Annotated in this window: 18 protein-coding genes; 8 read left to right on the top strand and 10 right to left on the bottom strand. The window is 66.4% G+C overall.

Going from position 1 to position 22,331, the window contains the following annotated elements; genetic code table 11:
- Nucleotides 1-5: 5 nt before the first annotated feature.
- The 3 genes from addB (at nt 6) to trxA (ending at nt 6,706) form a co-directional block, all read left to right on the top strand.
- Nucleotides 6-2,906 carry a double-strand break repair protein AddB gene (gene addB, locus J0H39_00330; protein ID MBN9495171.1) on the top strand — a complete coding sequence of 967 codons (2,901 nt, stop codon included), beginning with the start codon at nt 6-8 and terminating at the stop codon, nt 2,904-2,906.
- Nucleotides 2,903-6,268: a double-strand break repair helicase AddA gene (addA, locus tag J0H39_00325; GenBank protein ID MBN9495170.1), complete on the top strand. Its 3,366-nt coding sequence runs from the start codon at nt 2,903-2,905 to the stop codon at nt 6,266-6,268. Before addB ends, addA begins: the two co-directional genes overlap by 4 nt.
- A 114-nt stretch (nt 6,269-6,382) precedes the next feature.
- Nucleotides 6,383-6,706: a thioredoxin TrxA gene (trxA, locus tag J0H39_00320; GenBank protein MBN9495169.1), complete on the top strand. Its 324-nt coding sequence runs from the start codon at nt 6,383-6,385 to the stop codon at nt 6,704-6,706.
- Nucleotides 6,707-6,772: 66 nt separating this feature from the next.
- Here the strand turns inward: trxA and J0H39_00315 are convergent, their stop codons facing one another.
- Nucleotides 6,773-8,107, bottom strand: coding sequence for a tetratricopeptide repeat protein (locus J0H39_00315; GenBank protein MBN9495168.1), 1,335 nt, complete (start codon nt 8,105-8,107; stop codon nt 6,773-6,775).
- A gap of 149 nt (nt 8,108-8,256) precedes the next feature.
- Here J0H39_00315 and J0H39_00310 point away from each other — a divergent pair, with 149 nt between their 5' ends.
- A complete protein-coding gene (locus J0H39_00310; protein MBN9495167.1) occupies nt 8,257-8,886 on the top strand; it encodes a TetR/AcrR family transcriptional regulator in 630 nt (209 codons plus the stop codon).
- On the opposite strand, the gene J0H39_00305 is transcribed toward J0H39_00310, so the two are convergent.
- Genes J0H39_00305 through pyrF form a run of 6 tightly spaced genes read right to left on the bottom strand, consistent with a single transcriptional unit; the run spans nt 8,883 to nt 14,476 of the window.
- On the bottom strand, nt 8,883-10,148 hold the full coding sequence (locus J0H39_00305; GenBank protein ID MBN9495166.1) for a bifunctional folylpolyglutamate synthase/dihydrofolate synthase: 1,266 nt from the start codon (nt 10,146-10,148) through the stop codon (nt 8,883-8,885). The two genes, J0H39_00310 and J0H39_00305, sit on opposite strands and share 4 nt — an antisense overlap.
- 16 nt (nt 10,149-10,164) lie before the next feature.
- Nucleotides 10,165-11,073, bottom strand: a complete 909-nt coding sequence (locus J0H39_00300; protein ID MBN9495165.1) for an acetyl-CoA carboxylase carboxyltransferase subunit beta — start codon at nt 11,071-11,073, stop codon at nt 10,165-10,167.
- Complete coding sequence (trpA, locus tag J0H39_00295; protein MBN9495164.1) at nt 11,070-11,885, bottom strand: tryptophan synthase subunit alpha; 816 nt, start codon at nt 11,883-11,885, stop codon at nt 11,070-11,072. The genes J0H39_00300 and trpA overlap by 4 nt, the downstream gene beginning before the upstream one ends.
- The gene (trpB, locus tag J0H39_00290; protein MBN9495163.1) at nt 11,882-13,093 is read right to left on the bottom strand and encodes a tryptophan synthase subunit beta; all 1,212 of its coding nucleotides are present in this window, start codon (nt 13,091-13,093) and stop codon (nt 11,882-11,884) included. Before trpB ends, trpA begins: the two co-directional genes overlap by 4 nt.
- 40 nt (nt 13,094-13,133) lie before the next feature.
- Entirely contained in the window at nt 13,134-13,778 is a 645-nt protein-coding gene (locus J0H39_00285) for a phosphoribosylanthranilate isomerase (protein MBN9495162.1), read from the bottom strand.
- Entirely contained in the window at nt 13,775-14,476 is a 702-nt protein-coding gene (pyrF, locus tag J0H39_00280; protein MBN9495161.1) for an orotidine-5'-phosphate decarboxylase, read from the bottom strand. Before pyrF ends, J0H39_00285 begins: the two co-directional genes overlap by 4 nt.
- 84 nt (nt 14,477-14,560) lie before the next feature.
- On the opposite strand from pyrF, the gene J0H39_00275 reads away from it, so the two are divergent.
- Nucleotides 14,561-15,748: a phosphoglycerate kinase gene (locus J0H39_00275; GenBank protein ID MBN9495160.1), complete on the top strand. Its 1,188-nt coding sequence runs from the start codon at nt 14,561-14,563 to the stop codon at nt 15,746-15,748.
- Between the two features lie 31 nt (nt 15,749-15,779).
- Nucleotides 15,780-16,334 carry an ureidoglycolate lyase gene (locus J0H39_00270; GenBank protein ID MBN9495159.1) on the top strand — a complete coding sequence of 185 codons (555 nt, stop codon included), beginning with the start codon at nt 15,780-15,782 and terminating at the stop codon, nt 16,332-16,334.
- Nucleotides 16,335-16,355: 21 nt separating this feature from the next.
- Here J0H39_00270 and J0H39_00265 read toward each other — a convergent pair whose 3' ends face one another.
- Together J0H39_00265 and J0H39_00260 are read right to left on the bottom strand one after the other, a co-directional pair.
- Nucleotides 16,356-18,794, bottom strand: a complete 2,439-nt coding sequence (locus tag J0H39_00265) for a HAMP domain-containing protein (GenBank protein ID MBN9495158.1) — start codon at nt 18,792-18,794, stop codon at nt 16,356-16,358.
- Nucleotides 18,795-18,887: 93 nt separating this feature from the next.
- Nucleotides 18,888-20,105 carry a DUF2336 domain-containing protein gene (locus J0H39_00260; GenBank protein MBN9495157.1) on the bottom strand — a complete coding sequence of 406 codons (1,218 nt, stop codon included), beginning with the start codon at nt 20,103-20,105 and terminating at the stop codon, nt 18,888-18,890.
- Between the two features lie 265 nt (nt 20,106-20,370).
- Between J0H39_00260 and J0H39_00255 the strand changes: the two genes are divergently transcribed.
- Both J0H39_00255 and J0H39_00250 read left to right on the top strand, forming a co-directional pair.
- Nucleotides 20,371-20,613 (top strand): hypothetical protein, encoded by a 243-nt coding sequence (locus J0H39_00255; protein MBN9495156.1) that lies wholly within the window; start codon nt 20,371-20,373, stop codon nt 20,611-20,613.
- Between the two features lie 35 nt (nt 20,614-20,648).
- On the top strand, nt 20,649-21,173 hold the full coding sequence (locus J0H39_00250) for an NUDIX hydrolase (GenBank protein ID MBN9495155.1): 525 nt from the start codon (nt 20,649-20,651) through the stop codon (nt 21,171-21,173).
- Here J0H39_00250 and J0H39_00245 read toward each other — a convergent pair.
- On the bottom strand, nt 21,160-22,017 hold the full coding sequence (locus J0H39_00245) for an EamA family transporter (GenBank protein MBN9495154.1): 858 nt from the start codon (nt 22,015-22,017) through the stop codon (nt 21,160-21,162). The two genes, J0H39_00250 and J0H39_00245, sit on opposite strands and share 14 nt — an antisense overlap.
- Nucleotides 22,018-22,331: the final 314 nt, after the last annotated feature.

The raw sequence follows: 22,331 nt of genomic DNA, 5'->3' as shown, positions 1-22,331 counted from the left end.
CCGACATGCGCGTCAGCACGATCCCGGCTGGCGTGAATTTCCTCGCGGCCTTCGCCAAGGGCATTCTCGCCAAGCTCGGCACCGCGCCGGAAACCTTGTCGCGCGCCACGGTGTTGCTGCCCAATCGGCGCGCGGTGCGCGCTTTGGGCGAGGCGTTCTTGGCCGAAGCGGGCGGCAAGCCGTTGCTGCTACCGCGCATCGCCGCGATCGGCGACGTGGACGAGGACGAGCTGATTTTGACGGGCGAGGGCGCCGAGCTCGACGCCGAGCTCCCGCCCGCGATCGACGGCGTCGCGCGCGAGTTGCTGTTGGCGAAGTTGGTCGCCAAGCAAGGCGGGCAGGCCGCACCTTCGCCCGCCGCCGCGTTGCGTTTGGCGCGCGCTCTCGCCGAACTTCTCGACTCGCTGCAGATCGAAGAAGTGCCGTGGGCGAATTTCGACGGGCTGGTGCCCGACGATTACGCGCGCCATTGGGGCCAGACGCTCGAATTCCTCGCGATCATTCGCGAGCATTGGCCGATTATTCTGGAAGCGCGCGGCCAGATGGACCCGCAGGCGCGGCGCGTGCAACTGATCCGTGCGCTCGCCCAGCGCTGGAAAGCGCATCCGCCGCAAGGCCCGATCTGGGCGGCGGGCTCGACCGGCTCGGTGCCCGCGACCGCGCATCTGTTGAAGGTGATCGCCGGCCTGCCGCAAGGCGAAGTCGTGCTGCCCGGCCTCGATCGCGACTCGGATGCCGCGACATGGGAAGCGATCGGGCAGGAACCGTCGCATCCGCAATACGGCCTGCATCATTTGCTGCGCCGGATGGAAGTCGCGCGCGACGCCGTGACCGTTTGGGACGGCACGGCGCCGGGACCGCGCGCGTCACTGGCCGCCGAAGCCTTGCGGCCTGCCGCGACCACCCAAGCCTGGCGCACCGCGCCCCGGCAAGGCGATGCGGCCTTCGCCGGTTTGATGCGGCTCGAATCCGCCGATCCGGATTCCGAAGCGGGCGCCATCGCCGTGCTGTTGCGCGGCGCCCTGGAAACGCCGGGCCGCACGGCGACCCTCGTCACTGCCGACCGCAATCTCGCGCGTCGCGTGTCGGCCAAATTGCGCCGCTGGGGAATCGAGGCCGACGATTCCGCCGGGCGGCGGCTCGATCTCGCCCCCGCCGCCGTGCTGCTGCGCCTGCTCGCGCGCGCGGCGGCGGACGATCTTGCCCCGGTCGATCTGCTCGCGCTGCTCAAACATCCGCTGGCGTCGCTGGGCCGCGACCGCACCACGCATCTCACCCAAACGCGGCGCTTGGATCGCTTGGGCTTGCGCGGCCCCCGGCCGGCACCCGGCATCGCTGGCTTGCGCAAAGCCGCCCCCGACGACGCGTTGCCGTTGATCGATGCACTCGACGCCGCCTTGGCGCCGCTGGCAACGGCGCCCGAAAATTTGCGCGATCTGCTGGCGGCGCATCTTCGCGCCGCCGAGGATCTCGCGCGCGACGAAACCGGCCGCACGAAATTATGGGACGGGCAGGCGGGCAACGCGCTGGCGAGCTTCGCGGCGCGCCTGATCGATGCCGCGCCGAATTTCGGCGACGTGAAGCGCATGGGCTTCGCCGATCTGCTCGACGAATTGCTCGCGACCGCCAGTTGGCGCCCGCCTTATGGCGGGCATCCGCGAATCAGCATTCGCGGCACGATCGAAGCGCGTCTTGTTTCGGCCGATCTGGTCGTGCTCGGCGGCTTGAACGAAACGACTTGGCCCGGCGAAACGCGCGAAGACCCGTGGCTGTCGCGCCCGATGCGCGCCAAGGTGGGTTTGCCGCCGCTCGAACGTCAGATCGGCTTGGCGGCGCATGATTTCGCGCAAGCTTTCTCCGGCGCGTCGGTCGTGTTGTCGCGCGCGCGCAAAACCGAATCGGGCCCCGCCATCGCGTCGCGCTGGCTCGTCCGGCTCGACGCATTGCTGGGCAAGGATCCGCGCTGGGCTTCGGCGCTCGATCCCGATCAAGCCGCCTGGGCCGCCACACTCGACGGACATGGCCGCGTCGTCGCCCCCATCCGCCCGCCGGCCCCCAAGCCGCCGGTCGCCGCCCGGCCCAAGGGATTGTCGGTCACGCGAATCGAAACGCTGATCCGCGATCCCTATGCGATCTATGCGTCGAAGATCCTGGGCCTCTACGCGCTCGACGAGATCGACGCCGATGCCGATGCGCGCCAGCGCGGCAATCTCTATCACGATGCGCTGGAACGCTTCGCCAAGACCTATCCCGGCGAATTGCCGCCGGATGCGTTGGCGCAATTGATCGCGTTCGGCCGCGACGCGTTCGACAAAATCAACCCGCCGCCGTCGGTACGCGCCTTCTGGTGGCCGCGCTTCGTGCTGATGGCGGAGATGTTCGTCGCCGAAGATGCCGCGCGCCGCGCCATGGGCCTGCGCGTCGCTGCCGTCGAAACCAAAGGCACACTCGATATCGACGGTTTCGCGCTGTCGGCGACGGCCGACCGGATCGATCGTAAAGCCGACGGCACGCTGGTCGTGCTCGACTACAAGACCGGCACGATGCCGACGGGCCCGCAAGTCGCGACCGGGTTGTCGCCGCAATTGCCGCTCGAAGCCTTGATCGCCGAGGCGGGCGGATTCGAAGGTGTGGCCAAAGCGCCGGTCGCGGAACTCACCTATATCGGGCTTGGCGGCTCGGCGAAGGATCGCGGTTTCCAGACCCGCGCGCCCGCCAAAGCCATCGCCGACATGCCCACGTTCCTGGCCGAAACGCGCGCCAATTTGGCGGCGCTGATCAAAGCCTATCGCGATCCCGATGCCGCCTATCGCTCGCGCCCGCGCGTGCAATACGTGAAATTCGCCGGCGATTACGATCATCTCGCGCGTGTCGCCGAATGGGCGATCGAAGGGGGCGACGAATGAGCGCCCCCGATCCGATCGAACAGGGCCTTGCCGCGCAACGCGTCGCGGCCAATCCCGATTTCAGCGTCTGGGTGTCGGCGAATGCGGGCGCGGGCAAAACCCATGTTCTGACCGCGCGCATCGTCAATCTGCTGCTGCGCGGCGTGCGCCCCGCCGCGATTTTGTGCCTGACCTTCACCAAGGCGGCGGCGGCGGAAATGCGCGAACGCCTGTCGAAGCTGCTCGCCGACTGGGCGATTTGCGACGATGCGGAATTGCGCAAGGCACTGGTCGATCGTTTGGGCCGCGCGCCGGACGATCGCGAAATGCGCATGGCGCGCGTGCTGTTCGCCAGCGTGCTGGAAGCGCCCGGCGGTTTGCGCATCCAGACGATCCACGCCTTTTGCGAATCGCTGTTGAAGCGCTTTCCGCTGGAAGCGGGCGTGCCGCCGCATTTCGAAATCGCCGACGATACGGCCGCCGCCGAATTGCTGTCCGACGCGCGCGACGCGCTCACCACCAGCGACGATCCGGTGTTGCGCGACGCTCTCACCATCGTCGCGGGGGCGGCGAACGAGCAGAGCGTCACCGACGCGCTGGATTTTCTGCTGTTGTCGCGCGCCAAGTTGCGCGATCTGGTCGGGATCGGCGTCGAAGCGGAGATCGCGCGGCGCTATGGGGATGCGGGGCTCGATCCGAAGGCCGATCGCGTCTCTGCCATCGCCGAATTCCTCGCCCGGCTCGACGAAGCGGCGATGAAGAGCGCTGCGTCGGCGCTCGACCGGTTCGGCGGCAAAACCGACAAGGATTCCGCCGCCGAGATCGGCGCGTTCCTGGCGGGGCCGCGCCGCGATATCGAGCCGTGGATCGATGTATTCCTCACCGGCGACCGCGAGCCGCGTAAGCGCCTGGCCACCAAGAAAGTCGCCGAGAACGCGCCCGAGGTGCTGGCCGCCCTCGTGGCCGAGCAGGCTCGCGCCGAGGCGTTGCATCGCACGCTGATCGAGATCGAGACGCTGCGCCGCTCGTCGTCCTTGCTGCGCTTGGGGGCGGCGTCGTTCCAAGCCTACGAAGCGCGCAAAACCGCGCGCGCCTTGCTCGATTACGACGATCTGATCGGCAAGACCGTGGCGCTGCTGGAAGACGGCGCGCCCTGGGTCCTCTACAAGCTCGATGGCGGCATCGAGCATGTGCTGGTCGATGAGGCGCAGGACACCGCACCCGAACAATGGCGCGTCGTGCGCGCGCTGACCGGCGAATATTTCGCGGGCGAGGGGGCGGTCGAGCGGCGGCGCACCGTGTTCGTCGTCGGCGACGAGAAGCAATCGATTTTCAGCTTCCAGGGTGCCGATCTCGCGGCTTTCGCGGCGTCGCGCGAGGATTTCGCGTCGCGCGCGGGCACGGCATGGCGCGAGATCGCCCTGCCGCTGTCGTTCCGCTCCGCCCCCGCCGTGCTCGATGTCGTCGATGCGGCCTTCGATAGCGATGCGGCCCGCGCGGGTGTGTCGACCGCCCCGATCCGCCATATCGCGCGCCGCGCGACGGCGGGCGGGCGCGTCGATCTGTGGGCGCCTTTCGTCAAAGCCGATGTCCCCGACGGCAAGCCCTGGGATTTGCCGGTCGATTACGAATCGGCGGCGCATCCGTCGGCGCGGCTTGCGCTGTCGATCGCACGCACGATCAAAAGCTGGATCGGCCGGGAGCCGTTGCCCGCTTTGGGCCGGAATATCGACGCGGGCGATATTCTGATCTTGGTGCGAAGGCGCAATCGCTTTTTCGAAGCGATGGTGACAGCGCTGAAGCGTGAGGGCGTGCCCGTCGCGGGCGCCGATCGCCTGGTGCTCGGCGCGCAGATCGCGGTGATGGATCTGCTGTCGCTCGCGCGCTTCTGTTTGCTGCCGCAGGACGAGCTTTCGCTCGCCGAGATCTTGAAATCGCCGCTGTTCGGCCTCGACGACGACGATCTATTCGCGTTGTGCCGGGGGCGGCGCGCGAAGCTGTGGACGATCTTGCGCGAACGTGCGGGCGAGAATCCGAAATGGGGCCATGCCGCGCAAACCCTGTCGAAGCTGCGCGCCCAGGCCGATTTCGCGGCTCCGTTCGAATTCTTCGCGAGCGTGCTGGGGGCGGGCGGCGGCAAGGCGCAAATGCTCGGCCGCTTGGGGCCGGACGCGGCCGATCCGCTCGACGAATTCCTGGCCGCCTGTCTCGATTTCGAACGCGCCCATCCGCCCTCGCTGCAAGGCTTCCTCGCGTGGTTCGAAGCGGGCGGCACGGATATCAAACGCGACATGGAGCGCGCGCATGGCCAAGTGCGCGTGATGACCGTGCATGGCGCCAAGGGCTTGGAAGCGCCGGTCGTGTTCCTGCCCGATACGTGCCAATTGCCGAACAATGCCAGCCGCCCGCCGATGTGGAGTGCGGATGCGCCCGCGTTTCCGCTGTGGTGGCCGTCGGGTTCCGACGGCAGCGCGATGGTCGACGCGGCGAAGAACGCCGCGCGCACGCGCGAGATCGCCGAATACAAGCGCCTGCTTTACGTCGCCGCGACGCGCGCGCGCGATCGGCTGATCGTTTGCGGCTGGTGCGACAAGGAACCGGCGAAGGAATCCTGGTACGAAGCGCTGAAAGCCGCGATCGAAACGCGGCCCGGCGTGACGCATGGTACCGGCATCGACGGCAATACGGCGATCGTGTCCTACGAAAAACCCGCGACGCTCGAAACGCAGAAGGCCGACGCGATGGCCGAAGCGCGTGCCGCCGGCGATGCACCGGCTTGGCTGCGGCGCGGCGATGCGCCCGAAGAGCCCGTCCCGCCCAAGCCGCTGGTGCCCTCGCGCGAAGGGCAGATGCCCGCCGCCGCCTCGCCGCTTGCGGGTGCCCGGGCCGATGCGATCAAGCGCGGTGCGCTGATCCATCGCTTGCTGCAAACCTTGCCCGATCTGCCGCCTGATCAACGCGACGCGGCGGCGCGGCGTTTCCTCGCGCGGCCCGGTCATTCGCTGGATGAAGCCCAGCAGGACGAGATCGCGCGCGAGACGTTGGCGCTGTTCGATCTGCCGGATTTCGCGCAAGCGCTGTCGGGCGAAGGATTGGCCGAAGCGCCGATCGTCGCGCGTGTGGGCGGCCGCGCTTTGTCGGGCCGTATCGATCGCTTGGTCGTGCGCGACGACGCGATTTTCGTGCTCGACTACAAGACCAATCGCCCGCCGCCCGAACGCATCGAAGACGTGCCGGTGGAATACGTGGCGCAGCTCGCGGCGTATCGCGCGGCGTTGGCGCCGCTCTATCCGGGCCGTCCGATTCGCGCCGGCCTCGTCTGGACTTACGCGCCGCGCGTGCAGGAGATTCCGGCCGAACTTCTCGACGCGCAAGCACCCTAAGCGGCGGAAATCGCTCACCAAAGCCACTATCCGGCAATCGTTGCGGCGGACCTTGACCCTTGGGCCCCGGCTACCTACTTTTGCAACGAGCCCTTTGAACCCGAGGCGTATTCAATGTCCACCACGACCAAAGTCACCGACACGAGCTTCCCGACCGACGTGCTCCAGGCCCCGGGCCCGGTGCTGGTCGATTTCTGGGCCGAGTGGTGCGGCCCCTGCAAGCAGATCGCGCCCGCCCTCGACGATCTCGCCAAGGATATGGCGGGCAAGCTGACGATCGCGAAGATCAATATCGACGAGAATCCGCAGACGCCGTCCAAGTACGGCGTGCGCGGCATTCCGACGCTGATGCTGTTCCAGAACGGCGAAGTGAAGGCGACGAAGATCGGCTCGATGCCGAAAAGCGGCCTTTACAGCTGGGTGCAGTCGGTCATCTGACCGTCCGCCCCTTCGCGGCGCATCCGAAACCCCGATGCGGGATACCGCATCGGGGTTTTCGCTTCTTCAGGCCGCGCGCGCGGCTTTCGCGCCCAAGCGGCGCGACCAGTCGAGATTGATCCGGCTGTCCGGCTTCGCCGCCAGGCGCTCGGCGATCAGTGCTTGCGCCATCGCGGAGTCGCCCGCGCGCAAAGCCGCCTCCGCCGCCGTCCAGGCGAGGACGTCGCGTTGGGCATTGCTGCCGCCGAAGCGGATCGCGTGCGGTCGCACGGCGGTCAGCAGATCGGCGCAGCTTCGCCATTCGCCTTGGCCGAAGGCGAGCAGCGCTTGCGCGACCGGCAAGCCGACCTGCGCTGCCATCGCCGCGTTGTCGCCCGCACCGCCGGCCGCTTTGCGCAAAGTTTCGATCTGCGTTCGCGCCAGATCGAAACGGCCCGCGCCGACGAACGCCATCGTCGCGTGGACGTCGTTGAACGCGTAACCGCCATGGCCGATCCGGCTTTCCCACAGGGTCGCGAGCTTCGACCAGCGTTCGCCGACGTCGCCGCCGCGCGTCCAGATGCGCCACAACAGCGCCGATCCGTCGACCATTTCGAGCGCCGCGTCGCTATCCGCCGGACGCACGCGCGTGTCGTACAGCGCCAGCGCCGCGCCGGTTTCGCCGCGATCGAGATGCAGCAAGGCGAGATGCCACCAATTATGGAAGGCGAACAGATTTTCGGGCGCCCAGCCGCTTTGCGTGGTTTCGAGCCAGGCGATTCCCGCCGCCGTGTCGCCGCGCATCTCGTGGACATGCGCCACCGCGTGGACCGCCCAGGCATCTTGCGGCGCGGCGGCGACGGCCGCTTCGCCCATCGCGCGCGCGGCATCGTATTGCCCGTTCTCCTCCAGGCCGAAGGCGCGCATGCCCAGCACGAAATTGCGGCGCGGCGCCGCGCCGTCGAAGGCGCGCAACGCCCAGCTCGGTCGGTCGCGCAGCATCGCCGCCTGGCCGACATAGAAATCCGCCAGATGGGCCATTTGCAGCGCCGTCGTGTCGCGCGGGTGATCGAACAGGATGCGGCCCCAGCGATCGGCGGCGGCCGCGAAGCGGCCTTCGCGCCACGCGTCCAGTGCGGCGAGATGCGCGCGTTCGCGGTCGTTCATCTCGGGTGCGAGTGCCGCCGCGTCGTCGAACGCTGCCTTGAACATCGCGTCCAACGCCGTATCGCCCGCCGTCGCGATCAGCCCGGCGCGGAACAGCTTGGCCATGGCGAAGCGCGGATGCGCCGCGATCACCGCGTCGATATCGGCCAGTGGGTCGGCGCGATAGGCCAGCAGCTTTTCGGCGGCCGCGTCGCAGGCGGCGACGGCGGCCTTATCGGCGTAGGACAGGGGATTTCCCAGCAAATCTTGCGTCATGTGCGTCTCCCATTCGGATCGGGGACGCGCTTCTAAGGCGCGACACGGCCATGCCGCCAGCCCACCTATGGTGCGGTCGGGCGGCGGGCGGTTCCGGGTGCTTCGCCCCGGCATGGCGCGGCAACCGTACTTACGGTACAGCTACGCCCATGCAGGAAACGGCCACGCCAAAGCGCGGCGGCGCACGCGAACGGATTCTCGAACTCGCCGAAGCGGCGACGCTCGAGAAGGGATTCGGCGCGACCTCGATCGAGGAACTGATCGCCGGCGCCGGTATTTCCAAAAGCGGGTTCTTCCATCATTTCCGCGACAAGAACGCGCTCGCCAAGGCGCTGATCGAGCGCTACGTGGCGAACGACAGGATCATTCTCGACGGCCTGTTCGCGCGTGGCGACGAATTGTCGGAGGATCCGCTGCAATCCTTCCTGATCGGATTGAAGCTGTTCGCCGAAATGCTGGCCGATCTGCCCGAAGCGCATCCGGGCTGTCTAGCCGCGTCGTTCGTCTATCAGGAACAGTTGTTCGACGCGGATGTGCGCGCTTTGTCGCGTCAATCCTTCCTGCGCTGGCGCGCGCGCTTCGCCGAACGCTTCGACGCGATCGCGGCCAAATATCCGCCGCGCGTGCCGATCGATCGCGCGGCGCTCGCCGACATGGCCGCCGCGTTGATCGACGGCGGGATCACACTCGGCAAATCCTTGAAGGATCCGAAGATCCTGCCCGCGCAAGTGCTGCATTTCCGCAATTACGTGCGGCTGCTGTTCGATCCGGCGGTTTAGCCGTTATCGGCCAGGATGCGCCCGCACAGATAAAGCGAGCCGCAAATCAGCACGGGCGATTCGGGGGCCGTCGCGGGCGCCAGATCGGCGATCGCGGCGTCGGCCGACACGGCTTCGGCCACGTCGGCGATGCCGGCTTGGCGCGCCGCCGCCGCGATATCGCTGGCGGGCAGCGACAGTTTCTCGTCGGGGATCGCGATCGCGCGCAAACGGCGCACATAGGGTGCGACGTGGCGCAGGAAGTCGATCGGCTGCTTGGTCGAGAGCATGCCGAAGACGAGATCGATCTGCCGGCCTTGCGCCCATTTGGCGAGCGCTTCGCCCGCCCCTTCGTTATGGCCGCCATCGAGATAGAGCGCCACACGCGGCGGCAGCTTCTCGACCAGGGGGCCGCGCGTCAGGCGCTGCAAACGCGCGGGCCATTGCGCCGAGGTGATACCCGCTTCGATCGCCGAATCGGGCAGGCCGAGCTTCTCGGCGCACGCAACGGCGAGGGCGGCGTTCGCGTATTGATGGGGGCCGGGCAGCGAAGGGCGCGGCAAGCGGCGGGTTTTGAGCCCGCGATATTGGAAACCGCCTTCGTCGAGCAGCGCGAAATTCCATTCGCGGCCGTGGCGGAACAAGGGTGCCGCCATTTCGGCCGCGCGCGCATCGAACACGGCGCTGGCTTCGGCGGGCTGTACGCCCACGCAGACCGGCACGCCGCGCTTGACGATCCCGGCTTTCTCGCCCGCGATCAGCGCCAACGTGTCGCCCAGATACTGGGTGTGATCGAGCGAGATCGGCGCGAGGGCGACCAGATCGGGCTTGGGCACGACGTTGGTGGCGTCCAGCCGGCCGCCCATGCCGGTTTCGAGCAGCACGCGATCGGCGGGAACGCGCGCGAAAGCCACGAACGCGGCCGCCGTCGTGATCTCGAAAAACGTGATCGGGCGCCCGGCGTTGATGCGCTCGATCTCGGCGAGTGTCGCCTCGAGCATCGCGTCGTCGATCAGCTTGCCGGCCAAGCGGATGCGCTCGTTGAAGCGCACCAGATGCGGCGAGGTGTAGACATGCACACGCTCGCCCGCCGCTTCGCACATTGCGCGGATATAGGCGAGGGTGGAGCCCTTGCCGTTCGTGCCCGCGATATGCGTCACGCGCGGCAGCGAAAGATGCGGGTTCCCCAGATCGGCGAGCAGCCGGACCAGACGATCCAGCGACATGTCGATGACCTTGGGGTGAAGCGTCGTCAGACGCTCCAGAATGGGGTCCACGGCCATCTTGTTTCGCGGGTGCTCAGCGCGCCTTGGGAATGTCGAGCTGCGGCTGCGGCATCTTCACCACTTTGGCGCCCGTGCTCGGCTCGGTCAGCAGCTTCAGCATGCGGGCGAGCGTGGCGCGAAGCTCGTGACGATGCACGACCATGTCGACCATGCCGTGGTCGAGCAGGTATTCCGCTTTCTGGAAGCCGGCGGGCAATTTCTCGCGGATCGTTTCCTCGATGACGCGCGCCCCGGCAAAGCCGATGGTCGCACCCGGTTCGGAGATCGCGATATCGCCCAGCATCGCGAAGCTCGCCGACACGCCGCCCGTGGTCGGGTCGGTCAGCAGCACGATATAGGGCAGGCCCGCTTCTTTGACTTCCTCCGCCGCGATCACAGTGCGCGGCAGCTGCATCAGGGACAAAATCCCTTCCTGCATGCGCGCCCCGCCCGAGGCGGGAATGACGATCAGCGGCGCTTGTTGAAGGACCGCAAGCCGCGCGGCGGCGATCAAGGCTTCGCCGACGGCAACGCCCATCGAACCGCCTTGGAACTCGAAATCGAACACCGCGATCACGGTCTGCACGCCGCCCAAGCGGCCATGCGCCACCAGAATCGCGTCCTGCTCGCCGGTCTTGTCGCGCGCCGCCTTCAGGCGATCGGCGTATTTCTTTTGATCGCGGAATTTCAGCGGGTCCTGGATCGTCTTGGGCAGTTCGATGCGCGCATAGGCGCCGTCGTCGAACAGCGTTTCCAGGCGGCGCTTGGCGGGCAAGCGCATATGGTGCCCGCAATGCGTGCACACGCGCTGGTTTGCTTCCAGATCGCGGTGGAAGATCATCTTGCCGCAGGACGGGCAGGTGTCCCACAGATTGTCGGGCACCTCGGTCTTGCGGACCAGCGCCCGGATCTTCGGGCGGACGAAATTGGTCAGCCAGCTCATGCGGCCGCTCCTTGCTTGGCGCCGCGCACGGCGGCGGCGAGTTCGCGCACCAGCTTATGCATCGGTGTGACCGGATCGGTCTTGGTGTCGGCGACGATCTGCACCAACGCCGACCCGACCACGGCCGCATCGGCATGCTTAGCGATGGCGGCGGCCCCTTCGGGCGTCTTGATGCCGAAGCCGACGGCGACGGGAAGCTGGGTGTGGCGCTTGATGCGCGCGACGGCCGCTTGCACGTCGGTCGCGGCGGCGGATTTGGTCCCCGTCACGCCCAGCACGGCGACGTAATAGAGGAAACCCGACGCGCCCTCGAGCACGGTCGGCAAACGCTTATCGTCGGTCGTCGGCGTGGCGAGGCGCACGAGATCGAGCCCCGCCGCCTTCGCGTGCGGGCGCAATTCCTCGTCCTCCTCGGGCGGCAGATCGACGACGATCAAACCATCCGCACCAGCGGCGGCGGCGTCTTTGCAGAAGCGCTCGGCGCCGTAGATATAGATCGGGTTGTAGTAGCCCATCAGCACGACCGGCGTGGCCGTGTTCTTCTTGCGGAAATTCCGCAGCAATTCGAACGTCGCCTTGGTCGAGCCGCCATTGGCGAGGGCCCGCAGCGCCGCCGCCTGGATCGCCGGGCCGTCGGCCATGGGATCGGAGAACGGCAGGCCCAGTTCGATGACGTCGGCGCCCGCGTCCGGCAGGCCATCGACGATTTTTTGCGCGGTCGCCGCGTCGGGGTCGCTCGCCATCACATAGGTGACGAGACCCGCGCGCTTTTCCTGCTTGAGACGCGCGAAAGTTCCGGCAAGACGGCTCATAGCTTCACGCCCAGTCGTTCGGCCAGCGCGAAGATATCCTTGTCGCCGCGCCCGCAGAGATTCATGACGATGATCTTGTCCTTGGCCATTTTCGGCGCGATGCGCGCGACATGGGCCAAGGCATGCGCCGGCTCCAACGCGGGCAGAATGCCTTCGGTGCGCGACAGCAGCTTGAACGCCTCGACCGCTTCGTCGTCGGTCGCGGCAACATAGTTCACGCGCTTGATGTCGTGCAGCCAGGAATGTTCCGGACCGATGCCGGGATAGTCGAGACCGGCCGAGATCGAATGCGCTTCGGCGATCTGGCCGTCGTCGTCCATCAGCAGGAAGGTGCGGTTGCCGTGCAGCACGCCGGGCTTGCCGCCTTGCAGCGACGCCGCGTGCTTGCCGGTATTCAGGCCCAGGCCCGCGGCTTCCACCGCATCCATCGCCACGTCGCGATCGTCGAGGAACGGATGGAACAGGCCCATCGCGTTCGATCCGCCGCCGATGCACGCGACCAGCTTGTCGGGCAGGCGGCCTTCGGCCTTCAGGATTTGCGCGCGCGCTTCCACGCCGATGACCGATTGGAAATCGCGCACCATGGCGGGATACGGGTGCGGACCCGCGACCGTGCCGATGATGTAGTAGGTGTCCGTCACGTTGGCGACCCAGTCGCGCAGCGCGTCGTTCATCGCGTCTTTCAGCGTGCCGGTCCCCGACGTGACCGGGCGCACTTCGGCCCCCAGCATTTTCATGCGGAACACGTTGGGCGCCTGGCGTTCGATGTCGGTCGCACCCATGTAAACGACGCAAGGCATGCCGAACAACGCGCAGACGGTGGCGGTCGCGACACCGTGCTGGCCGGCACCGGTTTCCGCGATGATGCGCTTCTTGCCCATGCGGCGGGCCAGCAGGATTTGGCCCATCGTGTTGTTGATCTTGTGCGAACCGGTGTGGTTCAGCTCGTCGCGCTTCAGATAGATCTTGGCGCCGCCCAGCTCGTCGGTCAGGCGCTGGGCAAGCCACAGCGGCGACGGACGGCCCACGTAATGTTCGAGATAGTAGTCGAGCTCCTTCTGGAAGCTGGGGTCGGCTTTCGCGGCCGTATAGGCGCGCTCGACCTCCAGGATCAGGGGCATCAGGGTTTCGGCGACGTAGCGTCCGCCGAAAATGCCGAAATGGCCGCGTTCGTCGGGGCCAGCGCGATAGGAATTGAGAGCGGTCATGGGGCGAGGGTTATAGCCCGAGGGGCGGGCCGGGCCAAGATCAGGCTTTTCGCACCGCAGCGGCGAAATCGCGGATCAATTCCGGCGATTTAGCGCCCGGGGCGCTTTCCACGCCCGACGAGACATCGACCGTTTTCGCGCCCGAAATCCGGATCGCGTCGGCGACGTTGCCCGGCGTCAAACCGCCGGCCAGCATCCAGGGCAGGCCGATCTCGGCCCCCGCCAGGATCGTCCAGTCGAAGGACACGGCGTTGCCGCCGGGCAGGGCGCCGTCGCGCTTGGGGGGCTTGGCATCGAACATGATGCGTTCGGCGACGCCCCGATAAGCGGCGGCGCGGGCGATATCGTCCTTCGACGCGACGCCGATCACCTTCATCACCGGCGTCGCGAATTTGGCCGCGATATCGCGGGCGCGGTCGGGCGTCTCGGCGCCGTGAAGCTGCAACAGGCCCGGCTTCAGCGCCGAGACGATTTCGCCGATCGCCGCATCGTCGGCATCGACCAGCAACGCCACGCGCCGGGTCGACGACGGCAAAGCGGAAGCGAGTTCGACGGCGCGGGCGAGGGGCCGATAGCGCGGCGAGCGTTGGAAAAACACGAAGCCGGCGTATTCGGCACGAATCTCCGCCACCGCCGAAATCGCTTCCGGCGTCGTCACCCCGCAGATTTTGATCGCGGCGGTCACGCCGCTTTGCCGATCTCCGCCAGAATGCGCGCGAGCGCGTCCTTGGGCGTTTTGGCCTGGGTGATCGGGCGGCCGATGACCAGGTGATCGGCGCCCAGCGACACGGCCTCGGCCGGGGTCATGATGCGCTTCTGATCGCCCGCCTCGGCCCATTCGGGACGGATGCCGGGCACGACCAGTTTGAAATCGGGGCCGCAGGCTTTACGCAGGCGCGCGATCTCGTGCGGCGAGCAGACCACGCCGTCGAGACCCGATTCGCGCGCGAGCACGGCCAGACGTTCGGCCTGATCGCTCATCGGCCCGCGCTGGCCGATTGCGGCGAGGTCGCTTTCGTCGAGGCTGGTGAGCACGGTGATGCCGAGGAGATTCGGGCGCGCCTCGCCCGCTTCCTTCGCGGCCGATGCGGCGGCGCGCATCATCGCCGCCCCACCCGACGCATGGATGGTTAGGAAATGCGGTTTGCAGCGGCTGGCCGAGCGCACGCCGCCAGCAACCGTGTTGGGAATGTCGTGGAGCTTCAGATCGAGGAAGAGCGGGCGCCCGCCCGCGACGTCGACGACGCCTTGCGGGCCTTGGGCGACGAAGAATTCAAGCCCGAGTTTGACGGCGAAACCTTCGGTGCCGAGGCCGATAATTTCGGCCGCGGCGTCTTCTTTGCGGGAGCGGTCGATAGCGACGAAAATCCGGGGCGGGATCATTGCAATGGACCTCCTTCTGGGCGATATCAGGGACCGTTTCGCGCGTTTCGCACCCTCGGTCAAGCCAGCCCGGTCGGATTTCCCATGCCCCGTTACAAGACCCTCGATCAACTCGATGTTTCCGGCAAAACCGTGCTCGTGCGCGCCGATTTGAACGTGCCGATGAAGGACGGAAAAGTGTCCGATGCGACGCGCATCGACCGATTCGCGCCCACGGCCGTCGAACTCGCCAAAAAGGGCGCCAAGGTCGTGGTGCTGTCGCATTTCGGCCGCCCGAAGGGGCGCGACGCGAGTCAGTCGCTGGCCCCGCTGCTCGGCGATCTGTCGAAGGCGTGCGGTGCGCGCGTCGCGTTCGGCGAGGATTGCGTCGGCGACGCGGCGGCCAAGACGATCGCGGGGTTGAAGCCGGGCGGTATCGCCCTGCTCGAAAATCTGCGCTTCCACGCGGCCGAAGAAAAAAACGATCCCGCTTTCGCGAAGGCGCTGGCCGCGTTGGGCGACATCTACGTCAACGACGCGTTTTCCTGCGCCCATCGCGCGCACGCCTCGACCGAGGGTATTGCGCATCTGCTGCCCGCTTATGCCGGGCGTTTGATGCAGGCCGAGCTCGACGCGCTGGGCAAGGCACTCGAAAGCCCACAACGTCCGCTGGCGGCGGTCGTCGGCGGATCGAAGGTTTCGACCAAGCTCGAACTCATCGGCAATTTGCTGAACCGCGTCGATATCCTCGCGATCGGCGGCGGCATGGCGAACACGTTCCTGTTCGCCAAGGGTGTCGATGTCGGTCGCTCGCTTTGCGAACGCGACTTGGCCGAAACCGCGCGACGCATCATGGCGGACGCGGAAACGGCCGGAAAACAGATCGTGCTGCCGGTCGATGCGGTGGTCGCGGGCGCGTTGACCGACGGCGCCAGCGCGCAAATCGTGCCGATCGGCCGCATTCCGGCCGATCAGATGATCCTGGATATCGGCCCGCTGTCGGTCGCCGAGACGCTGAAGATTTTCGACCACGCCAAGACACTGGTGTGGAACGGCCCGGTCGGCGCGTTCGAATTCCCGCCTTTCGACAAGGGCACGGTCGAACTCGCCAAAGGTGTGGCCGCGCGCAGCCAGGCGGGCAAGCTGCTGTCGGTCGCCGGCGGCGGCGACACGGTCGCGGCCTTGATCCATGCGGGCGTGGAGGACAAGTTCGGCTACGTGTCGTCGGCAGGCGGCGCGTTTCTTGAATGGCTGGAAGGCAAGGAGCTGCCCGGCGTCGCCGCGCTGGCGTGACCCGGCGGGCGCTCCTCCCAAGGGAGCGCTCATGACCGCCTTACGCCAAATCAAAGTCGAGAAGTTCACGCCGGAAAGTTTCGCGCCGTTCGGCATCGTCATCGGCGATACGTCGCGCAAATCGGATTTCCAGGGCGGCGTGTCGGATGCGTGGCTGCTGCCTTTCGACGCGGAAGGGGGCGCGCAGCTTTCCTATTCGCGCTTCTACCACCAGCCGATGCGCTTCTCGGTGCTGGAGCGGCATTACGGCGTGACGCAAGGCTTCATGCCGGTCAACGGCACGCCCTTGGTGATGGTCGTGGCTCCGCCCACGCCGGCGGACGGGCCGGACATGGCGCCCAAGCCCGAAAGCCTGCGCGCGTTCCTGATGGATGGGACCAAGGGCCTATTGATGAAGGAGGGCGTGTGGCACACGCTCGACCGTTATCCGGTCGCGCCGCCGCATGTCGATGTGCTGTTCTTGAACGGTAAAACCGTTCAGAGCGAGCTGATCCGCGAAAAGGCCGACGGCACCAAGCCGAAGCGGACCGAACTGGTCGATCTCAAAGAAACCGCCGGCGTGGAGTTCGAGGTGACGGGCGTTTAGCGCACCCGTCACCTCGATTTCTCATTTTTCCGGAGTCATGCCCGCGACGCGCGGGGCGAGCCACGCTTTGAACGCGGCGGGGTCGGCGGCCGCGAAATCGAACTCGATATGGATGCGGCCGTTCTCGACCGCCTTCACGTCGTAAGTCAAACGCTGGCCGAACCCGTCCACGCGCAAGGACCCGCGATCGCCGCTGCGCATCGCCGCATCGGATTTGAGATTGGCCCCGCCCTCGGAGATATCGATCAGCGCCGCATCGACGCGCTTGCCCGCGACATCGGTCATTTCGACGGCCAGCTTCAGCGCGTAGCGCGGCCAGGCGCGGCGATTGGCGTCGCGCGTGGAGGTGCGCACCACGCGCACCAAGATGCCGCGAAGTTCCTCGACGTTGCGCGACACGGTGGTGATCGCTTGGCGCACTTCGCCCGCGCGCGTGCCGACATTGTCCGCACCTTGGCTCACGCTTTGGATTTTCGACGAGACCTCGCGCGAGGCTTCGGCCGTCTGGGCGACGTTGCGCGCGATCTCCTGCGTCGCGGAACCTTGTTCCTCCATCGCCGCGGCGATGGCGCTGGCGACCTCGTCGACCTCGCGGATCCGATCGCCGATCTCGCCCACGGCGCGCACGGCGGCCTCGGTCGCGGTTTGGATCTCGGTCACCTGCCGGTCGATATCCTCGGTCGAGCGGCCGGTCTGGTTGGCGAGGTTTTTGACCTCCGACGCGACGACCGCGAAGCCTTTGCCCGCATCGCCCGCGCGCGCGGCTTCGATCGTGGCGTTGAGGGCGAGCAGATTGGTCTGGCTCGCGATTTCGCCGATCAGCTTGGTGACCTCGGAGATTTTCACGACCGCGTCGGACAGCGAGCGGATCGTCGTTTGGGCCCTTTCGCCCGCGTCGACGGCGCTGCGCGTGACGTTGGAAGCGCGCGCCACCTGGCCGGAGATTTCGCGGATCGACGCCGCAAGCTCCTCGGCCGCCGACGACACGGTCTGCACGTTGACCAAAGCTTCTTCCGACGCGGCGGCCACGCTTTGCGAGTCGCGCGACACGTCGTCGGCGAGCTTCGCCATGTTCTGCGCCGTACCGTCGACCTGCGTCGTCGTCGCGGCGATCGCGTCGACCGCTTTGCCGGTCTCGCGTTCGACCGTTTCGGCCATGCCGAGCAAGGCTTGCTTCTTCTCGATCTCCGCCTGTTCCTGCAGGCGCTGCTGTTCGCCCTTCAGGCGTTCGGTTTCGATCGCGTTGTCCTTGAAGACCTGCATCGCCGCGGCCATGCCGCCCAACTCGTCCTTGCGGTCCACGCCGGGAACGCGCGTCGACAGATCACCGCCGGCGAGGCGGTTCATCGCCTCGGTCAACGCGTTCAACGGGCGCACGGCGATCGTGCCGATCACGAGGCCGGCGATCAGCATCAACACCAGGCCCGCGACGAACACGATGGTGATCGCGCGCTCGACCGTGAAGACTGCCGCGAAAATTTCCTCGGGCGGCGTTTGCACGACCGTCGCCCAGCCCAGCCCCGGATAGTCGTAGGCGCCCGTGCTGTAGGAATAGCCCATGCCCATCGGCAAACGCGTGCGCGGATCGGGGCCGCTAAACATGCCGTGATCCTTGGTCGTCAGCGCGGCCTTGACCGCCGCGTGACCCATGGTCGCGAGATTGGTTTTGCCGATGATCGCGGGATCGCGGCGATAATCCTTGCCGCGGCGCGCTGGGTCGTAATCGACAAGCACGACGCCGTTGGCATCGACCAGGGTGATCGACGTGCCCGGCAGGCCGTTATCGGCCAGCTGCTTCTGCGCGGCGGTGGCGATCTGCTCGACCAAGCCGAAATCGGCGAAATTCGCCCAGACCGCGACGATTTTGCCGCCGGCGTCCTTCAGCGGGGCGGCGAACACGATCGACCAACCGTCTTCGCCATAGGCTTTGGCGACGGTCGCGTCGGCGGCGGGCGGCTCGACGACGGTGCCGGTCAGATCGTTCGTGCCGGTGAGATAGTCTTCGGCCAAGGCGCGCTTCAGCCAGCCCGCCCCGGCGAAATTCTGCGAATAGACGAACGCCGTATCGATCGGCTTGCCCAAACCGTCGACGCGGTTGACCGCGAGCGGTTTGCCCGACGGATCGACCAGCAGCATCAGCTTGTAAAGGCCGTAGGTCCGCATATAGCCGTCCATCGCGCCGAGCAGCGGATTGTCCGCCGACGGATGGGCCCAATGCTCGCGTTCGGAAACGACCTTGTTGATCAGAAAGGCCTGCACGTCGCCGTAGCGTTCGAACAGGTTGCGGTCGACCCGGTCCATGATCGTGGTCGAGGCGTCGTCCAGGCGATCCAGCGCCTGGTCCTCGATCTCCGCCTTCTGGAGGGCGAGATAGCCGCCGACTGCGATCAGCGGCAGCAGACCGAACATCAACAGCAGCGCGACGAGCTTGACGCGAATTCCTTGCAGCTTGGCGAACATGGCCACTCCCGGACATCAGAAATCAGGGTGCGATTAGGCGCGCGTCAGCTTAGGAGAACGTTAAATTCGTCCCCGCCGTGTACGATACGATTTTTAGTGGAAACGCTTCAGCGGCCGGCGGCGGAAGCTCGATCCGTACATATTGCGCGTCGGCGCGTCTTGGCGCGTTTCGTCGGCCGGGCGGCGCGGCGGCGGCTCGGGCACCAATTGGGCCGCGAATTCGCCCCGGCGCCAGGCATCGACGCGGTCTTCGGCTGCGCGCGTGTCGAGCGCGTCCCAATACCCCAGCGCGTCGAACAATTCGGCCGTGTCGAGCGCCGTACCTTCGGGGGCGGCACTCTGGCGCAGGCCCATCAGCAACTCGGTGAACACATCCTTGTCGACCTGCGTGCCCTTGCAGGCCAGCGCGAAGGGGCGCCCGCCTTGCTCGTAAAGGATGCGCCGGCCCAGCGCCATCGACACGCCGACATATTTGGCGAACAGGCTTTCGAACAGCGAGCGTTCGCCCGCGCGCACCAGCGGCAGCAGCGCAGCCAGATCGTCGAGTTCGCCGCGATCGAGGGCGAAGCGGATGCGTTGCAGCGTGCCGTTCAGCGCCACCGTGCGCTTGTGATCGGCCATCACTTCGGCGAGCGCTTGTTCGATGGCGCGGTCGAGCAGCGTGGGCTCCACGTCGAAATTCTCGACGATGTAGCGGCGCAAGGCTTCCGATACCCAAGTGTACATCCGCGACGCCAAGCGCGGATCGAGATCCTCGCGGCGCAGAATGAGTTCCTGCAGATCGGCGTCGGAAACCGAGGTCTCGACGAGCGTTTCGAACGTGTCGAAGCCGATCGACGCGCCCGAGTTTTCGAGAACGGCGCGCGTCACGTCGGCCTCGCCCGGACGCACCAGCGCGTCGGACAGGATGACCGACAGCCGCGCGCGGCGCGCGATCGCCAAACGATGCTGCATCGTGCGGGTGCGCACGACGTTGAGCAATTCGTCGTCGTCGAGAATTTCGGATTTCAGCAGCACCGGCCAAGCGACCTCGATCCGGTCGTTGGCGAGCTGCACGATCAGCTTGCGCGGCGCCACGTCTTCGGTCGCCAGACGCTCCGCCAGCGCGCGGCGGATCGGCATTTCCAGATCGTGCAGCAGGCGCTGAAGGATTTCCTCGGCCAGTTCGCGCTCGCGCGCGGACATATCGCCCAGATCGGTGCCGAGAATGATGTCGCCCATGCGCGCGGCCAAAGCCGCCCGGCTCTCCGGGCGTTTGTCCTGTGCCAGAAGCAGCAGGCCGTGTAGTTGCTCTTGACCGAATCCCGACATGGAGCGGGTTCGAACCCTTTCAAAACGGCGACGATAAGAAAGATAAATCTTCGGATTCGCCGAATCCAGTCTCATGTAAACGACACCAAGCATTTGGGAATGCAGGTGTGGCGATAACTCCTCGTTCTTTGCGTTTCGCAAACCGATCCGGAATTTTTCGGGCGCGGTCTGGGGGTAACTCACCCGATTTGCTAGTCACTGCCTAAATTGACGCCGATTCGGGCGTTAATCAAGAATTAAGTAAAATTTTGTATAAACCGGCGCTATGCAGATTCAAGCCAGTACCGCGTCCGTTACCGGCGGCCTTGCGCGGCCGGAAGGCTTCCGGCCCCCGCCGCCGCGCGGTTCGTCGCGCATCGGTGCGGGCGAAGGCGCGAGCGTTGCGCCCGAATTCTCCGGTACGTCGCGTTCGCCCGAAGCCCAAGCGGCGGCCGACACGAATTTTGCCGAAGAGGCGCGGCCCACGCGCAATCTGCCGCGCGGCTCGCTGGTGAATCTCGTTATTTGACGGCGCCGCATCGCCTGCACCAAGCTGGCGATGAAATGAATTCCCCGCCCAAACAATCCGGCCCGTCGATCCGCGCCATTCCCGATGGCGATACGCGCGAACGTTTGATCTGCGGGGATTGCGGCTTCATCCAATACGACAACCCCAAGATCGTCGTCGGCGCGGTGGTGCTGTGGGGCGATCGTATCTTGATGTGCAAACGCGCGATCGAACCCGCTTACGGGCGCTGGACGATTCCCGCCGGCTATATGGAACTGGGCGAGACGCCCGAAGAAGGGGCGGCGCGCGAAGCCTTCGAGGAAGCGTGCGCGAAGATCGAGATCGGCGCGCTGATCGGCGTCTATTCGGTGCCGCGTATCGGCCAAGTGCAGATGATCTATCGCGCCACGCTGATCGACGGCGAATTCGCCGCCGGCGCGGAAAGCCTGGAAACCATGCTGTGCGCCTGGGACGAGATCCCGTGGGACGAGATCGCGTTCCCGACCGTGCGTTTGGCGCTCGACGATTGGCGCCGGACGAAGGATCAGGCCGCAATCGTGCCGAATCTCAAACGATTTTGAAATTCATTAAAAGCAGGCCGCAGACCATCACCAAAGCGGCGGCGACGCGCCGGGCGCCGAAGGATTCGCGCAGCAGATACATGCCCATCAGCGACGCGAACAGCACCGATGTTTCGCGCAACGCCGAGATATGCGCGACCGGCGACACGCTGCTCGCCCAGATCGCGATGCCATAGCCGATCGCCGCGACCGTGCCGCCGGCGGTCCCGCGCCACCAATATTGCCGGATATAGGGAATGATCGCCGCGCGGCGCTTCAGGCACGCGACGATGAAGACCCACGGGCCTTCCAGAATATTGAGCCAGGCGATGTAGCCGATCGCATTGCCCGAGGCGCGTGCGCCCATCGCGTCGACCACCGTGTAGCCCGCGATGGTGCAGCCGGTGAGCACGGCGAGTGCCGTCGCGCGGCGGTCGTCGGCGCTGGGCAGACCCCGCGCCAATGCGAGACCCGCGACACCGAGCGACACGAGCACCACGCCCGCGGTTTCGCGCCATGAGAGATATTCGCCGATCAACACGCCGGAGAAGACGGCGACCAGTGTGGGTCCCAGTCCGCGCGCGATCGGGTAGACATGGCTCAGATCGCCGACCGCATAGGCCTTCAGCAGGAAATAGTAATAGGCGCAGTGGATCAGCACCGACCCGATCAGGAAGCCCCAGCTTTCGGGGGCGGGCGCGCCGACGAAGGGCACGATGAACAGGCTGGCCACACAGCCCGCGAGCATGACCAAGCCGAACGAAGCGAGCCGGTCGGGGTCGGATTTCACCACCGCGTTCCAGCTTGCGTGCATCAACGCCGCGAGCAGTACCAAGCCCGCGACGGTCGGATCGAGTTTGTCCAACTTATGTTTCTCCCCCGCGCGGGAGATTAGCGTCATCAAATCGTAACGTGCGGAAAATCGCGACGCGCCGTCGGCATTCCCGATCTGCGCGGATCGACGGCGCTTAAAAAACAAAAAGCCCGGAATTTCCGGGCTTCAAAACATCGCACTTCGTATTCGCGGGGCCTCGAAGTGGATGGGGGCGCGAGAGTAAAGACCCTCACGCCCCCAAATGCACCGAGCGAAGCCGCTTACTTCTTCTTCTTCGCGGCTTTCTTCTTCGCCTTTTTCTTCGCAGCCATGATTGACTCCTTGTTTCCGATGGTGTCGGTCCG

The sequence above is a fragment of the Alphaproteobacteria bacterium genome (genome assembly GCA_017308135.1).
GTDB lineage: Bacteria > Pseudomonadota > Alphaproteobacteria > CACIAM-22H2 > CACIAM-22H2 > Tagaea.
The sequence above is the reverse complement of the archived record's forward strand: the minus strand, read 5'-3'. Positions and strand labels throughout refer to the sequence as shown.

What these genes read in the sequence shown, in the direction of transcription:
- J0H39_00275 (MBN9495160.1), top strand. Translation starts at nt 14,561, where the DNA reads ATGCCCCGTTACAAGACCCTCGATCAACTCGATGTTTCCGGCAAAACC.
- J0H39_00315 (MBN9495168.1), bottom strand. Translation starts at nt 8,107, where the DNA reads ATGACGCAAGATTTGCTGGGAAATCCCCTGTCCTACGCCGATAAGGCC.
- J0H39_00265 (MBN9495158.1), bottom strand. Translation starts at nt 18,794, where the DNA reads ATGTTCGCCAAGCTGCAAGGAATTCGCGTCAAGCTCGTCGCGCTGCTG.
- J0H39_00270 (MBN9495159.1), top strand. Translation starts at nt 15,780, where the DNA reads ATGACCGCCTTACGCCAAATCAAAGTCGAGAAGTTCACGCCGGAAAGT.
- J0H39_00300 (MBN9495165.1), bottom strand. Translation starts at nt 11,073, where the DNA reads ATGAGCTGGCTGACCAATTTCGTCCGCCCGAAGATCCGGGCGCTGGTC.
- addA (MBN9495170.1), top strand. Translation starts at nt 2,903, where the DNA reads ATGAGCGCCCCCGATCCGATCGAACAGGGCCTTGCCGCGCAACGCGTC.
- J0H39_00255 (MBN9495156.1), top strand. Translation starts at nt 20,371, where the DNA reads ATGCAGATTCAAGCCAGTACCGCGTCCGTTACCGGCGGCCTTGCGCGG.
- trpA (MBN9495164.1), bottom strand. Translation starts at nt 11,885, where the DNA reads ATGAGCCGTCTTGCCGGAACTTTCGCGCGTCTCAAGCAGGAAAAGCGC.
- J0H39_00250 (MBN9495155.1), top strand. Translation starts at nt 20,649, where the DNA reads ATGAATTCCCCGCCCAAACAATCCGGCCCGTCGATCCGCGCCATTCCC.
- trpB (MBN9495163.1), bottom strand. Translation starts at nt 13,093, where the DNA reads ATGACCGCTCTCAATTCCTATCGCGCTGGCCCCGACGAACGCGGCCAT.
- addB (MBN9495171.1), top strand. Translation starts at nt 6, where the DNA reads ATGCGCGTCAGCACGATCCCGGCTGGCGTGAATTTCCTCGCGGCCTTC.
- J0H39_00260 (MBN9495157.1), bottom strand. Translation starts at nt 20,105, where the DNA reads ATGTCGGGATTCGGTCAAGAGCAACTACACGGCCTGCTGCTTCTGGCA.
- pyrF (MBN9495161.1), bottom strand. Translation starts at nt 14,476, where the DNA reads ATGATCCCGCCCCGGATTTTCGTCGCTATCGACCGCTCCCGCAAAGAA.
- J0H39_00305 (MBN9495166.1), bottom strand. Translation starts at nt 10,148, where the DNA reads ATGGCCGTGGACCCCATTCTGGAGCGTCTGACGACGCTTCACCCCAAG.
- J0H39_00310 (MBN9495167.1), top strand. Translation starts at nt 8,257, where the DNA reads ATGCAGGAAACGGCCACGCCAAAGCGCGGCGGCGCACGCGAACGGATT.
- trxA (MBN9495169.1), top strand. Translation starts at nt 6,383, where the DNA reads ATGTCCACCACGACCAAAGTCACCGACACGAGCTTCCCGACCGACGTG.